The 14,111-nt window shown below is 61.1% G+C and carries 14 protein-coding genes; 5 read left to right on the forward strand and 9 right to left on the reverse strand.

What is annotated here, in order from left to right; genetic code table 11:
- Positions 1 to 18 precede the first annotated feature (18 nt).
- Positions 19 to 1,257: a hypothetical protein gene (locus ACZRJ6_RS01445; RefSeq protein WP_463970342.1), complete on the reverse strand. Its 1,239-nt coding sequence runs from the start codon at positions 1,255 to 1,257 to the stop codon at positions 19 to 21.
- Between the two features lie 11 nt (positions 1,258 to 1,268).
- Positions 1,269 to 1,718, reverse strand: coding sequence for a YcgN family cysteine cluster protein (locus ACZRJ6_RS01450; protein WP_350616383.1), 450 nt, complete (start codon positions 1,716 to 1,718; stop codon positions 1,269 to 1,271).
- Positions 1,719 to 2,017: 299 nt separating this feature from the next.
- Between ACZRJ6_RS01450 and ACZRJ6_RS01455 the strand changes: the two genes are divergently transcribed.
- Positions 2,018 to 2,611, forward strand: coding sequence for a nitroreductase family protein (locus ACZRJ6_RS01455; protein ID WP_463970343.1), 594 nt, complete (start codon positions 2,018 to 2,020; stop codon positions 2,609 to 2,611).
- Between the two features lie 870 nt (positions 2,612 to 3,481).
- On the opposite strand, the gene ACZRJ6_RS01460 is transcribed toward ACZRJ6_RS01455, so the two are convergent.
- The 5 genes from ACZRJ6_RS01460 to ACZRJ6_RS01480 form a co-directional block, all read right to left on the reverse strand.
- A complete protein-coding gene (locus ACZRJ6_RS01460) occupies positions 3,482 to 4,414 on the reverse strand; it encodes a D-2-hydroxyacid dehydrogenase (RefSeq protein WP_463970344.1) in 933 nt (310 codons plus the stop codon).
- A 122-nt stretch (positions 4,415 to 4,536) separates the two neighbouring features.
- Entirely contained in the window at positions 4,537 to 4,830 is a 294-nt protein-coding gene (locus ACZRJ6_RS01465; RefSeq protein ID WP_149414122.1) for a YcgL domain-containing protein, read from the reverse strand.
- Positions 4,827 to 5,960, reverse strand: coding sequence for a ribonuclease D (rnd, locus tag ACZRJ6_RS01470; RefSeq protein WP_463970345.1), 1,134 nt, complete (start codon positions 5,958 to 5,960; stop codon positions 4,827 to 4,829). The genes ACZRJ6_RS01465 and rnd overlap by 4 nt, the downstream gene beginning before the upstream one ends.
- 122 nt (positions 5,961 to 6,082) lie before the next feature.
- Entirely contained in the window at positions 6,083 to 6,775 is a 693-nt protein-coding gene (locus ACZRJ6_RS01475) for a class I SAM-dependent methyltransferase (RefSeq protein WP_463970346.1), read from the reverse strand.
- A gap of 107 nt (positions 6,776 to 6,882) precedes the next feature.
- On the reverse strand, positions 6,883 to 8,265 hold the full coding sequence (locus ACZRJ6_RS01480; protein ID WP_463970347.1) for a glutamine synthetase family protein: 1,383 nt from the start codon (positions 8,263 to 8,265) through the stop codon (positions 6,883 to 6,885).
- A gap of 426 nt (positions 8,266 to 8,691) precedes the next feature.
- Here ACZRJ6_RS01480 and ACZRJ6_RS01485 point away from each other — a divergent pair, with 426 nt between their 5' ends.
- Positions 8,692 to 9,471, forward strand: a complete 780-nt coding sequence (locus ACZRJ6_RS01485) for a transporter substrate-binding domain-containing protein (RefSeq protein ID WP_133101857.1) — start codon at positions 8,692 to 8,694, stop codon at positions 9,469 to 9,471.
- Here ACZRJ6_RS01485 and cynR read toward each other — a convergent pair.
- Positions 9,446 to 10,330: a transcriptional regulator CynR gene (gene cynR / locus ACZRJ6_RS01490; RefSeq protein ID WP_463970348.1), complete on the reverse strand. Its 885-nt coding sequence runs from the start codon at positions 10,328 to 10,330 to the stop codon at positions 9,446 to 9,448. The two genes, ACZRJ6_RS01485 and cynR, sit on opposite strands and share 26 nt — an antisense overlap.
- A 108-nt stretch (positions 10,331 to 10,438) precedes the next feature.
- Here cynR and ACZRJ6_RS01495 point away from each other — a divergent pair, with 108 nt between their 5' ends.
- The 3 genes from ACZRJ6_RS01495 to ACZRJ6_RS01505 all read left to right on the forward strand — a co-directional run bounded on the left by ACZRJ6_RS01495 (position 10,439) and on the right by ACZRJ6_RS01505 (position 12,569).
- Complete coding sequence (locus tag ACZRJ6_RS01495) at positions 10,439 to 11,098, forward strand: carbonic anhydrase (protein WP_463970349.1); 660 nt, start codon at positions 10,439 to 10,441, stop codon at positions 11,096 to 11,098.
- Positions 11,099 to 11,127: 29 nt separating this feature from the next.
- Positions 11,128 to 11,598 carry a cyanase gene (gene cynS, locus ACZRJ6_RS01500; protein WP_463970350.1) on the forward strand — a complete coding sequence of 157 codons (471 nt, stop codon included), beginning with the start codon at positions 11,128 to 11,130 and terminating at the stop codon, positions 11,596 to 11,598.
- A gap of 131 nt (positions 11,599 to 11,729) precedes the next feature.
- Positions 11,730 to 12,569 (forward strand): cache domain-containing protein, encoded by an 840-nt coding sequence (locus ACZRJ6_RS01505; RefSeq protein WP_463970351.1) that lies wholly within the window; start codon positions 11,730 to 11,732, stop codon positions 12,567 to 12,569.
- A gap of 4 nt (positions 12,570 to 12,573) precedes the next feature.
- Here the strand turns inward: ACZRJ6_RS01505 and ACZRJ6_RS01510 are convergent, their stop codons facing one another.
- Positions 12,574 to 14,106, reverse strand: coding sequence for an MDR family MFS transporter (locus tag ACZRJ6_RS01510; RefSeq protein WP_463970352.1), 1,533 nt, complete (start codon positions 14,104 to 14,106; stop codon positions 12,574 to 12,576).
- Between the last annotated feature and the right edge of the window lie 5 nt (positions 14,107 to 14,111).

Raw genomic sequence — 14,111 nt, forward strand, 5'->3', positions numbered from 1 at the left:
CGAGGTAACGGGGTCGACTCAGCGCAACAACTTGCTATCGAGCACCGTCGACGACTGGCCAATGATGCTCTCGGCCAACTGCACAAACTCCTTGGAGCTGATGCTGTTCAAGCGCATCACTGCTTGTGTCAGGTCATCCAATGAGCGCTTGTTGTGGGTTTTCAGGCGAATCTCCCGATCCAGTTCCTGCAACACCACCACCGCACGCGCCACGGTTGCGCCGCTGACATGCTCACCGCGCAAGGTCGTCACGCCCTTGCCTTCCTTGCTCAGGCGAGTCTGTATCGCCGCATAACGCTCGTCACTGATGCCACCCGCGCGGCGTACCAGCTCGATGGCGTAATACTCCGCCAGGCCTTCGCTGATCCAGTCACTGCCTTGGTGATCGTTAAAACGACCGATAGCCTGCACCACTTCACGGATCAACGGGCTGCTACCATTTTCGCTGACCAGTGGCGTGCGGCTATTCAGGTAGATCGAGTCGCGCCCAGAGAACACACCACGGCGCATCGGGTCACTGGCGCCGACCACCAACAACTTGGCCGGATGACGCGAGAACGCTGCTTGCACCTGGGGCCAGACAAAGGTCAGCAGTGTCAGCACGTCCATGCGGCGCATGGCCTGGCCCTTGGGCGAGGCCACGGTGATTTCGGTCTCTCCCAGGCGCACGCGTCGGCTGCCCAGGCTGCCGGCAAGCATCCAGCCGGTGGGCCGGTCAAACAGGCGGGAGACGTTGTCGATGCGAAATTTGTTCTTGCCGATGCGTGGCCAGGCAGTCTCGACACTTTTCCAGCCCGCTGGCAGTTCGAAGACCAGCCGCGACACCAACTCGATGCCGTCTTGCTGGTCGAGACGGGCCTTGGGTACTAGGTCTTCACCGCTAAACAGTGCCCAACTCGGCGTCATCCGCGTTTCATAGATACCCGCCTTGCGGGCATGGCTGAGGCGCACGCGGTAGGTCAGGCTGGCCTTATCGGCGCTGGGTTGCCACAGGCCACGGCTGGCTCCGGCGCTAGTGCCGGGCACAACTTGCCACTGTCCATCGGCCTTGAAGTCGCTGTAGTCGCCGTCGCGGCCAAGGTCGAAGTTCAGGCTGCGCACCGCCGAGCCCTGGGACAGGCTCAGGCGCACTTCAGCCTGATCGCTCTGGGGCAACAACTTGACGTGATAATCGAGATCGACCTTCTTCGCGGCCCACGCCGACGTGCTCAACGCCAGCAACACCAGGCTGACCGCCAGCTTGCCTGCAACCGTCATAGACACTCCTTTCAGCCTGCGCGAAAAATCAGGTAATCCTCCCAATCGTCCTCAGACACGCTGCCTTCGCTGACCATGCGCCCGGACTGGGAAATGCGTGCGCGATGCACGGCATCGCGATCGCCGCAGACCAAGTGATGCCAGAGCGGCAAATCCTTGCGCTCGCTGACCAGCCGATAACCGCAGGTCGGCGGCAACCATTTGAACTGATCGGCCTGGCCCGGCGTGAGCTGGATGCAATCAGGCACCGAGTCCCGGCGGTTAGGGTAGTCGGTGCACTGGCAGGTTTTCAGGTCCAGCAGTTTGCAGGCGATACGTGTGTAATAGACGCTGTTGTCGTCTTCATCTTCGAGCTTTTGCAGGCAGCACAGGCCGCAACCATCGCACAGCGACTCCCACTCCTCCTGATCGAGGTGTTCGAGGGTTTTGCGTATCCAGAAAGGTTCGACTTTGGCGGCCATGGCTCTACATCAGTATCGGTGCGGTTAAAAGGTCGCCAGTCTAGTGCCCAAGGCGCCAAGGGCCAAGCGCTTACGACTGCCGGTATAACAAGACTTGTCAGCTTTCGCTGGGCGAAGTAGCTTTGAGGGCCGTAAAAGCCCTGCGCCAAGTGCCATAAATGCTCAACCGCATTGCCCCAGGCGCGCGACACGGCCCTGAAAAACCCATCGCCGAGCTCATCGGTGCACCCAGTTTTTTGATCTGCGCTCTGCCTCATAAATGTAGCAACGTAGCCCATACCCGTCATCAGGAACTGTTCATGAGCACAAACCCACGCATCGCCGATTACCCCATTCATTCCCAATTCACCGAGCGCTGGTCGCCACGCGCCTTTACCGGCGAGAGCATCCCGGTCGAGACCTTGCTGAGCTTCTTCGAAGCGGCCCGCTGGTCGCCGTCAGCCTACAACTCACAGCCTTGGCGATTTCTCTATGCGCGCCGTGGGACGCCGAACTGGGAGCGTTTCCTCGGCCTGTTGAACGAATTCAACCGTGGCTGGGCGCAGCATGCCTCGGCCCTGGTGATCGTGGTGTCGAAAACAGACTTCGCCGTGCCCGGCGCTACCGAAGAAACCCCGGCCCTGTGGCACACCTTCGACACCGGTTCGGCCTGGGGGCACCTGGCGCTGCAAGCCAGCATCAGCGGCTGGCATACCCACGGCATGGCCGGCTTCGACCAGGAACTGACACGCAAGGAGCTGAAGATCCCCGAAGGCTATGCGCTGCATGCAGCGGTGGCGATTGGCAAGCTGGGGGATAAATCGACACTGGCCGAGTACCTGCAAGCCCGGGAAACTCCGAGCCCGCGCCGACCGTTGAGTGAGTTGGTTTCAGAAGGTGATTTTGATCTCTGAAGAGGCTGGGCTGGGTACATATCCGTTATGTTGGTCAGGGCGGGTTGGGGTTACGCCCTTACGGCGTGTCACTTTTGAAAAGAGCCCAAAAGTAACCAAAAGGCTCTTGCCCCACCACTTGGTGCCTCGCTTAGGCTCGGCATGCCTTCACTCCGGCATTGCTCCGTGGGCCGCCGCGATGGGTCATCCTTGGCCCAGCGCGGCTAAACCGGCGTCCTGCCGGTTTACCCACGGATCAATACCTGCGTTCAGCCATCGTGGTTAACGGGGCGCCTTAGATCAAAATCAAAAGCAAAAGCACGGCGGCCTGGTAGCCGACCTGAGTGGTGAAAAGCAAAAGCGGACCCCATGCCACCTGTAGGAGCGAGCTTGCTCGCGATGGTCGTTAACGATGACATGGGCTTTCTGGATGAATGCGGTGCCTGTGAGTCCATCGCAGGCAAGCCAGCTCCCACAGAAAAGCGGATTGGCACTGGCTTTTGCTCTGCTTTTGATCTGCCTGCCCATAAAACCAGAGGCCGAACGCAGGTGTTGCGCAGTGGCTAAACCGGCAAGGATGCCGGTTTAGCCGCGCTGGGCCAGGGATGGCCCATCGCGGCGACCCACGGAGCAATGCCGGAGTGAGGGCACGCCGAGCCTAGGCGAGGCGCCGATAGGTAGGGCAGGAGCGCTTTGCTTACTTTCGTCTGGGCCGGCATTCCGGCTTTTCGAAAGTGAGTCGCTGTAAGAGCGAAACCGCCAGCAGCCGTTACCGCAGCAACGGATATGTACTCATCGCCCCCTGGGGCCTGCCCCCAGCCATCAGCAACCTCAAGAGATGTGTAGCCATCGCAGGCAAGCCCGGCTCCCACATGGGTCCATGTGGTGTGTTTAGTAACCGCGCTCGAAACTCACTTCCCCACGCAACACTTCTTGAGCCTGATACTTGCGCAGGTTCTCGACAAACAACTCCACCATCATCTTCGGCGAAGTCGGCGCCGAGCTGTGGCCGGTCAACAACAAGCCCCAGGCGGTCCAGAACGGATGGCGCTGGGGCAGCGGCTCTTGACGGCAAACGTCGATCACCGCACCAGCCAAATGCCCTTCTTTCAGGGCTTCCACCAGATCGGCATCCACCACGGCAACACCACGGCCGACGTTGATAAATACCCCGGTAGGCTTGAACTGCTTGAACAGCGTCGCGTCGTACAGGTCGTGAGTGTTCGCTGTGTTAGGCAGCAGGTTGACCACATAGTCCACCTCCGCCACCAGCCGGTTTAGTTGATCCAGCCCGGCCACTTCGACAAACGGCGCCTGCTCCCGTGCTTCGCTGGCGATGCCATACAGCTCCACGCCAAACGGCAAGAGAAACTGCGCCACGCTGCGGCCGATATCGCCGGTGCCGACAATTAGCACCTTGCGCCCCGCCAGGCTCTGACCCATGCGGTTGTCCCATTTGCGCTCGACCTGGCTAACCAGCCGTGCCAGCACTTCGCGCTCGTGCCCCAACATGTAAGTCAGCACGTACTCGGCCATCACCTGGCCAAAAATCCCTACGGCGCGGGTCAAGCGATAGTCCCGTGGCAAGCCTTCGGCCAGCAGCGGCGTGACGCCGGCCCAGGTCGATTGCAGCCATGCAGGATGATGGCCCTGGCGCAGCAGGGTCGCCAGCAGGTCCGGCTGGCCGAGCCATACCGGGCAATCGGCGGCCAGGCTCGACAGTTCGGCCGAGTCGCCGCTGGTCATCACTTCCAGGTCCGGCGCCGCTTCGCGCAACAGTCGGGCGTACAGCGGGTGATCGTGTTCAGCAATCAGAACGCGCATGGTTCAAACCTTTCAAAAACAGTGCAGGCGGGGCCACAGGCGCAGTTCACTGCATTCCTCGGGACCACCGCCAGATAATTCGATTCCATTTATGAACGTGCCCCGGACAGGGCACTTACCCATCACAGCGGGTCATTGCGGCGCAGCAGTTCTTCGGGCAAGTGTTCGATGTACTCGTCCTCGGCCGGTGGCATTTGCAGGTGGTAGCCCTGCTTGTCGAGGTTTTCCAGGACCGCGACGATGTCCTCGCGAGACAGCTTGCGCTCGGGGCTCAGCACCAGGTCAAAGGCGTGATGGGGCTTACCGAACGCCGCCAGCAGGCTTTCCGGGACACGCTCCAGAGCATCGCTTTTCAGCACATAGAGGTACATTTCGTTGCGTTTGAGGCTGCGATAGATGGAGCAAATACGTTTCAAGGCTGTTCTCCGGCAGTGGCCAGGCTGTCCAGCAGCGCCTGGCCCATCAGCTCGCGGCGCCAGCCACGCAGCGAGTCAGGCAATTGGTAAGGGCCCTCGGGGTAGCCACTCTTGACCAGCGCTTCGAGGGTTTTCTTGCGCAGCATCAGTTCCGGCGCCATGTCCAGGCGTTCGGCGAACGTCTGGCCGAGGGCACGCAGCTGCTTGATCAACACAGCGGCGTCAACCGGCAACGGCTCGGCAACGGCCGGTGGCCATTGGTCCATGGATACGCTACCGGCGCACTTGATCAGGTCCAACAAAAACTCGCCGTCATGGCGCACGGTACGCGGGTGCATATCTTCGATTTTGCCCAGGGCGCTGAGATTATCCGGCTGGGATTTGGCCAGGGGCCATAACGAGTGTTCGCGAATGATGCGGTTACGCGGCAGGTCACGGGCGCGAGCTTGCTGCTCACGCCAGGCGCACAGTTCACGCAACACGACTAGTTGGGCGCGGGAAAGCTTCCAGGCCAGCTTGGCGTCGCGGTATACCTCGAACGGGTCGACTTCACGGCGCAGGTTGGCGACCAGTTCGGCGCCATCGTCCACAACCCAGGCGTATTTCTCGTCAGACAGCCGCGGGCGCAGGCGTATGTAGACCTGCGCCAGGTGCACGGCGTCTTCGGCGGCGTAGCTGATTTGTGTCTCGGACAGTGGCCGCTGCAGCCAGTCGGAGCGGGTCTCACCCTTGGGCAGGTCGATATCGAGCACGGCTTGCACCAGACGCGAGTAACCCATGGAAAAGCCCAGGTTCAGGTAGGCGGCTGCCAGTTGGGTGTCAAACAATGGCGTCGGCAGGCTGCCGGTCAAACGCAGCAGCACTTCCAGGTCTTCGCTGCAGGCATGCACCACCTTGATCACCGCTGGGTTCTCCAGCAAGGCGGCCAAGGGTTGCCAGTTATCGATGGTCAGGGGGTCGATCAGATAAGCGCGTACGCCATCACCAATCTGGATCAGCCCGGCGATGGGATAAAAAGTGTCGACCCGCATGAATTCGGTGTCGAGGGCGACGAATGGCAACTGCTGCCATTCGGCGCAATGCTGGCCGAGGCTATCGTTGTCGCAGATCCAGTGAATATCGATGGCCACACGGCTCTCCCTTGAAGAATGGCGCGCAGTATATATCGCTAAAGGGATTTGCGAGCATCCGCAGTGTACCCGCCGCCATGAAAACTCTGACAGGTGCCGAAGAATAGTCCGACAGCTAAGGGTTATCCTCTTTTACGCAGCACGTAAACCCGCCACAGGGCTGAGCCGGGCATGAACTCCTGGTGGTTGAGGATATTGAAACCGGCCTGTTTGAACTCGGCTTCCACCTCGGCCCGATGGATGGCCGGCGGTTGCCCGACCTCCTGCGATAGCCCTGGTGATGGCCCCTGCGTGGCACTGCGCTGCTGCGCTGCACGGTGGCGGCTATCGCTGTTGACCGAGACGATCACCGTGTCGCGACTGACCCGGTGAAATTCGCGCAACAGCGCCAGCCTGGCCTCAGCACCGGGCACATGGCGAAACAACTCCAGGCAAAAAATGCAGTCCACGGCGTTGGCCGACAGACCGATATTGAACGCTGAACCCTGGAAGGTCTTCACCCGCCGCAAAAGTACCGCACCATGGTGGGTCTGGGCGTGGTCGAGCATGGCCTGGGAGTTGTCCGACGCGAGGATCACCCGGTTGCCGTGTTCGGCCAACACCGGCCAGAAACGCCCCGAGCCGCAGGCCAAGTCCAGCACCAGGCCCGGCTCCCCCGCTACTTTCAAGGCCTGGCGCACCAGGCGCTCATCACGCCACAACCACAAACGCCGCAGCAGACCCGGCGGGCGCGTGTCGCCACAAACCTGGGCATGCTCGCGGCCGCAACGCTCGGCGAATTCAGTCTCGATGGACGACGGGGTGTGCGACGACATCAGCGGGCTCTTGTGGATGAATCGGTGTCAAACGACCTTGGACTCACAGCTTAACCAGCGCCGCGTGAAAAAAAGGTCGAAGGATTCACCGCCCATCACTGACTCAATCAGGCTTGATGCAGGTACCAGCGCCAGTCCTGCTCGCCCACCTCGCCCATAAACTGTCGATATTCGGCACGCTTGACGGCCAGGTACACGCCCAGAAACTCGCTGCCAAAGGCTTCCCGAGCCCAGGCTGAACCTTCAAGGGCGCGCAAGGTGGTCAGCCAGTCGGTGGGCAGTAACTCCTTGGCCTGGGCATAGCCGTTGCCTTCTACCGGAACGCCGGGATCGAGCTGCTCGCGGATACCGCGATGAATGCCAGCCAGGATGGCCGCTGCCGCCAGGTACGGGTTGGCGTCGGCGCCGCAGATCCGGTGTTCGATATGCCGGGAAAACGCCGGGCCGCCGGGCACCCGCAGGCTTACGGTGCGGTTGTCGACGCCCCACGTCGCCGCCAGCGGGGCGTAGCTGTTGGTCTGGAAGCGCCGATAGGAGTTGGCGTTGGGGCAGAACATCAGTAATGAATCGAGCAAGGTGCTGAGCATGCCGCCTACCGCTTGGCGCAGCAGCGGCGTGCCATCGGGCGCTTCGCTGGCGAACAGATTGTTGCCCTGCGCGTCCGCCAGGCTGACGTGCATGTGCATGCCGGTACCTGCCAGATCATCGAAGGGTTTGGCCATGAAGCAAGCCGTCATCCCGTGTTTGTGAGCCACACCCTTGACCAGGCGCTTGTAGCGCACAGCCTCGTCCATGGCCTGCAAGGCATCGCTGCGGTGCTCCAGGGTAATTTCCACCTGGCCCGGCGCATATTCGGAAATCGCCGTGCGCGCCGGAATCCCCTGCAGTTTGCAGGCGCTGTACAAGTCGGCAAGAAACGGTTCGATCTGCTCCAACTCACGCAAACCGTAAACCTGGGTCGAACGCGGGCGGCCGCCGTCGACATCCCGCGCCGGTTGCGGGCGACCGTTGCTGTCGGGCTTCTGGTCGAGCAAATAGAACTCCAGTTCCGCCGCCATCACCGGGTAGTAACCGTCAGCCTTGAGCCCATCGATGACCTTGGCCAGCAAGTGCCGCGGATCGGCCACGGTGGCCGGCATGCCTTCCTCGGGGTGCATGCTGACCTGCACCGCAGCTGTTGGAATCAACCGCCATGGCATGCGCTGCAAACTGCCGCTGACCGGGTAGGCGCGGCAATCGATATCCCCCACTTCCCAGACCAGCCCGGAGTTTTCCACATCATCGCCATTGATGGTCAGGCCGAGGATGGTGCTGGGCAGCGGGCGACCGCTTTGATAGACCGCCAGCAACTCATCGCGGTGCAGCAACTTGCCACGCGGCACACCGTTGTTGTCGAGGATGAACAGTTCGAACATCTCTATATCCGGGTTCATTTCCAGGAAGGATTGGGCTTCGTGCAGGGAGGCAAAGGCGGTAGGGGCAACACTCATGGGATTTCTCATAGGTTAGCGTCAGGCAGGCGCACAGGCGCTGCCGGTCAGATGCGCACTGTCTCGCGGCATCCATGGGAGCAATCAACGCTGGGGAGAAATATCCGGTGGGCGCGCATGACGGCAGTGCCATAGCGCCCAGAAGGCCAGTTCAGAAGGAAGTGCATCGGCGGTGATTCGACGACGGGCCGAGCTGCTTGACACGGTTGCGCCAGGCGAAGTCTCGGGGTGAGTGTCGGGCGAACCATCCATATGAGGATCACAGTAAAGAGATACCCAGCAGCGTCACACGGCGGGTCAGGTGGTTAAATTCAGTCTTGACGGAGTTTAGTTGCGGTTTTACTAAACATTCAGGACGCCTTGCCAGCCACCCCGACAGGTGGAAATAATAGCCGCCCCTGATCATGCCCCCAAGGACTCGACTGCATGAAAGCCCTTCCAGCACTGTGCATCATGGCGAGCCTGGCGACACCTGCCTTGGCCGACACCCAACCGTCGTCGCGCCTGGACGAGGTTATCCAGCGCGGCCAACTGACCGTCTGCACCACCGGTGACTACAAGCCCTACACCTATTTGCGCCAGGACGGCAGCTACGAAGGCATCGACATCGCTATGGCGCAGTCACTGGCCAAGAGCCTCAACGTGCAGATCAAGTGGGTGCCGACCACCTGGAAAACCCTGATGCCGGACTTCCTGGCCCAGCGCTGCGACATCGCCGTCGGCGGTATTTCCGTGTCCCTGGAGCGGCAGAAAAAAGCCTTTTTCAGCCAGCCACTGGGGGTCGACGGCAAGATCCCGCTGGTGCGCTGCGCCGATGTGCAGCGTTACCAGACCGTCGAGCAGATCAACCAGGCGCAGGTGCGGGTGATCGAGCCGGCGGGCGGCACCAACGAAGTCTTCGCCCGCGCCCATCTGGGCAAGGCGCAACTGACGCTATTCCCGGACAACGTAACGATTTTCGAAGAACTGCTGGCCAACAAGGCCGACGTCATGATCACTGACGCCAGCGAGGCGCGGTTTCAGCAAAAGCTCAAGCCGGGACTGTGTGCGGTCAACCCCGAACGCTACATGCAATACAGCGAGAAAGCCTTTCTGCTGCCTCGCGACGATGTGGCCTGGAAGAGCTACGTGGACCAGTGGCTGCACCTGAGCACCGTCACTGGCGTCTACGAAGGCATCGTCAATCAATGGCTGGCGGCGCCTTGATCAACTCAACGAAGGCCAAGCACGCGGCGCTGCGATAGGCGCCCTTGCGGCTGAGCAAGGCGGCCGTGCGCTGGGGCAAGGGCGGGCGAATCTGAACGGCGTGCAAGCCCGCCTGAGCACGGGTAACCGCACTGGGCAGAATGGTCGCCAGTTGAGTGCTGCGCACAATTTCGATGATGGCGCTGATGGAGTTGGCTTCCATGGTGATCTGCGGTTTTACGTCCAGCCCTCGGCAATAGTCGTCAATGTAACGGCGGGTGGCGAAGTCTGAGTTCAGTAGCACCAGCGGCTGCTGTTTGAAGTCAGCAAGCTTGAGCCACTGTTTTCGGCTCAAGGTCGGATGGGCGGCACTGGCCACGAGGCTCAACTCTTCGACAAATAGCCCCTGGCACTCGATATCCGGTAAATGCTCGCCGGTAAACCCGATGCCGATGTCCAACAAATCCTGCGCCAATGCCGCCTCGATACGGTCCTGAGTCATCTCCTCGATCGTCAAGGTAATCGCTGGATACAGGCTGTTAAACCGCGCCAGCAGTGGGCCCGTCAGGTAAGCGGTAAAGGTCGGGGTCATTGCCAGGCGCAAGCTGCCTCGGCTCAAGTCCTGCACGTCATGCATCGCCCGCGTACCCGCCTGCAAGTCCTGCAACGCCAGCCTGGCAAAGCGCACGTAAGCCTCCCCGGCATCGGTCAGCCGCACGCTGCGACCGGAGCGATCCAGCAACGGCGCGCCCAAGGTGTCTTCCAGTTGTTTGATCTGCTGGGACAAGGTCGGCTGCGACACATGCAAGGCTTCTGCGGCGCGGGTGAAGTTGCGGTGGTCGGCGACCGCCAGCAGGTAGCGGATATGGCGTAATAGCATGGGCACTCAACTATAGGCATTACTTATGGAAAGCATAATAAGCCAGTCTTGGACGCTATAGCCGAAAACTTCCATCCTTGCCCCATCAGCGACGCAAGGAGAACCACCATGCAGCAACTCATCGACGGCTTTCGCAAGTTCCAGGGTGAAGCCTTCACCCAGCGCAGCGACCTGTTCAAGCAACTGGCAACCACGCAAAACCCCGGCACGCTGTTTGTGTCCTGTTCCGACAGTCGCGTAGTACCGGAACTGCTGACCCAGCAGGAACCCGGCGATCTGTTTGTCATCCGCAACGCCGGCAACATCGTCCCGTCCTACGGGCCGGAACCGGGCGGAGTGTCAGCTACCGTCGAATATGCTGTGGCCGTGCTGGGCGTGAGCGACATCGTCATCTGCGGTCATTCCGACTGCGGCGCGATGACCGCCATTTCTACCTGCAAATGCCTGGACCACCTGCCCGCCGTGGCCAATTGGTTGCGTCACGCCGAGTCGGCCAAGGTCATCAATGCCTCCCGTAGCCATGCCACGGACGCGGCGCGGCTGGATTCGCTGGTACGGGAAAACGTGGTCGCACAACTGGCCAATCTCAAGACTCACCCTTCGGTGGCACTGGCGCTGGAGCAGGGCCGACTGAACCTGCACGGCTGGGTCTATGACATCGAAAGCGGCAGCATCGACGCCCTGGATGGCGCTACCAACCGCTTTATTTCCCTGATCGACCACCCGCAGACCCGCGCAGTCTCAACCACTGCGCAGCACGCTGCCTGAACCCTGTTTTCACCCACGAGGAAATCATCATGCTGCAATCCCAATTTGCTCAAGTTCCACGCCTGGCCCTGGCCGACACCGTCATCGATATCAAGGCCCGCAAAAACCTGTCCTGGCAGGACCTTACCGAAGGCACCGGCCTGAGCCTGGCCTTCGTCACTGCCGCCCTGCTCGGCCAGCACCCGCTGCCCAAAGACGCCGCTGACGTAGTTTGCGAAAAACTCGGCCTGGACCAGGACGCCAGCCGCCTGCTGCAAAGCGTACCCTTGCGCGGCAGCATCCCCGGTGGCATTCCCAGCGACCCGACGGTATACCGCTTTTATGAAATGCTTCAGGTCTATGGCTCGACCCTCAAGGCCCTGGTTCACGAGCAGTTTGGCGACGGCATCATCAGCGCCATCAACTTCAAGCTGGACATCAAGAAGGTCGACGATCCGGACGGTGGCTCCCGTGCGGTGATTACGCTGGATGGCAAGTACTTGCCGACCAAACCGTTCTGATCCCATTACTTGTTCTGCGCAGGAGTCGGCTTGCCGGCTCTTGCATGGTTGTGTGTGTATGCCCTGTGAATGTTCCTGCATTGGCTGCAGCCGTCTAAGCTTGCAGCACCAACAAGAACGAGGGATGGGCAATGAAAGGAGTATTGAGCATTACTTGGCTGCTGTTGTTGTGTTTCAGCCAGGCCCACGCCGCGACCACCCAGGAGCAGGACGCCCAAGCGGCCAAGGCCCTGCTGGAGAAAGCCCTGGCGTACTACCACGACAATGGAGATAAAGCGTTCGCAGCCTTCAGTCGGCAGGGCGAGTTTATCGATAAGGACCGTTACGTGTTCGTGGTCGACACCAAGGGCGTGCTGCTGGCCAGTGGCGGCCCGTCGTCTGCACTAATCGGCCGCGATGTCTCCGAAGTGCTGGGGCCAGACCTGCGTGAGTCCTTCAAGAACGCGCTGAAGGTGCCCGAAGGCAATGGCATCCAGCAAGCCGATTATCGTTGGCAGAACTGGAACGACGGCAAGGTCGAACGCAAACATGTGTTCTACCAGCGCATCGGCCAACGCATCCTGGCAGTAGGTTATTACCTGCCACGGGCGTCGCCCGAGCAAGCCAAGGCACTGCGGGACAAGGCGGTGAAGGATCTGGGCAAGGATGAAAAGGGCACACTAAAAGCCATCAACGCACTGCAGGGCGGATTTCTGCAGGATGACCTGTATGTGTTTGTGGTTGACCTCAACACCGGCCGCTACGTGGCCCACGGCACCAACCTGCGCTTGATCAACACCGACTTTGCCAAGATCAAGGACCCGGACGGCAAGCCGGTGGGCGAGCCGATCCTCAAGTTGATGGCCGAACAAGACCAGGGTGAATACCAGTACCGCTGGAAAAACCCGGTGACTGGCAAGGTTGAGAACAAGCACGCCTACCTGCGCAAGACCGGGAATTTCCTGGTGGCGGTGGGTTACTACAGTCCTTGAGGGCCTAGCTGGCCTTGTCTTCCCGCCCGCGCAACAAGCGATTGGGCATGGCAATCGCCGCCGCCAACCCCAGCAGCGACACCGCTGCGCTGACCATCAGCAAATGCCGGAATGTCTTCAACAACTCCCCGCGCAGGGCATCCTGCGCCGGGCCGGGTGCAGCGTTGAGGCCGTCGAGCAAAACATTCCCGGAGCTGCCTTCAGCCATCAGCGCACCGCTGGCCAAGTGGACGAAACTGGAGTCCTGCAACAGCGCGAGCAGCAACGCCGACATGCACGCCACCCCCACTGCGCCGCCCAGTGAGCGAAACAGGTTAGTGGTGCTGGTGGCGACGCCGATGTCCTGTTGCTCCACCGAGTTTTGCGTGCCCACCAGGGACGTCGGGAACTGCATGCCGGAGGCGATCCCACTGAGCAACATGAACAGGCTGCTCAACACCAGCGCCTGGGGCGCGCTGAAGGCCATGCCGAGGATCGCAATGGGCGTCAGCAGCGCACCGCCAAGGATCATCGGTTTATAGCGGCCGGTCACCGAGGTCATCCGCCCGGCAAAATAGGCGCCCATCGGCAGCCCTATGGCCAGCGGCAGCAGGTGCAACGCGGCGCTGTCGGCACCGGCGCCGGTGACCGTCTGATAGCGCAGGGGCATCAGCACGATCAGCGAGATTGCCTGGAAGCTGGTGAAGAAAATCGTGCACCAGCACAACACCGCGCTGCGGTTGGCGAACAGGTGCATCGGCAGCAGCGGCTCCCGCGCCCGGCGTTCGTGCCAGACAAACACCGTCAATGCCACCAGCGCGAAAACCAGCAGGCCCAGGACTTCATCATCGCGCCAGTGATGGCCCTGGCCGATTTCGGTGATACCCAGCAGCAACGCCGTGAGGCCAACGATCATCAGCACAGTGCCGAAGTAATCGATGATCGGCTTGCGCTGCGGTACCGGCAGCCCCACCAGGGTGCGATGGGCCACCCACCAGGCGCCAGCGCCCAGGGGCAGGTTGATCAGGAACACCCAGCGCCAGGACAGGTACTCGGTCATATAACCGCCCAGTACCGGCCCGGCCACGCTGGCCACCGCGTACATGCTGCTGAAATACCCCTGATAACGGCCGCGCTCACGTGGCGGGATAATGTCGCCAATGATCGCCTGGCTCACCGAAATCATCCCGCCCGCGCCGATGCCCTGAAGGATGCGCGCCAGCACCAGTTGCTCCATGCTTTGCGCCATGCCACAGAACAGCGAGGCGATGGTGAACAGGCCCATGCCAATCAGCATCATTGGCCGCCGCCCATACAGGTCGCCGAGCTTGCCGTAGATGGGTACCGCCACCGTCATCGCCACCATATAGCCGGAGATCACCCAGGCCAGCAGGTTAACGTCGTTGAACTGGGCGGAAATGGCCGGCATCGACACGGCGACGATGGTCTGGTCCAGAGCCCCAAGAAAAATCGCCAGCATCAGGGCGACCAGGACACTGCGGATGGCAATGACTGGCTTGGGTTGAGCGGGTTGAGCGCACTGATTGAGGTTGGTCACGACAG

This window comes from Pseudomonas sp. C321 (genome assembly GCF_055407105.1).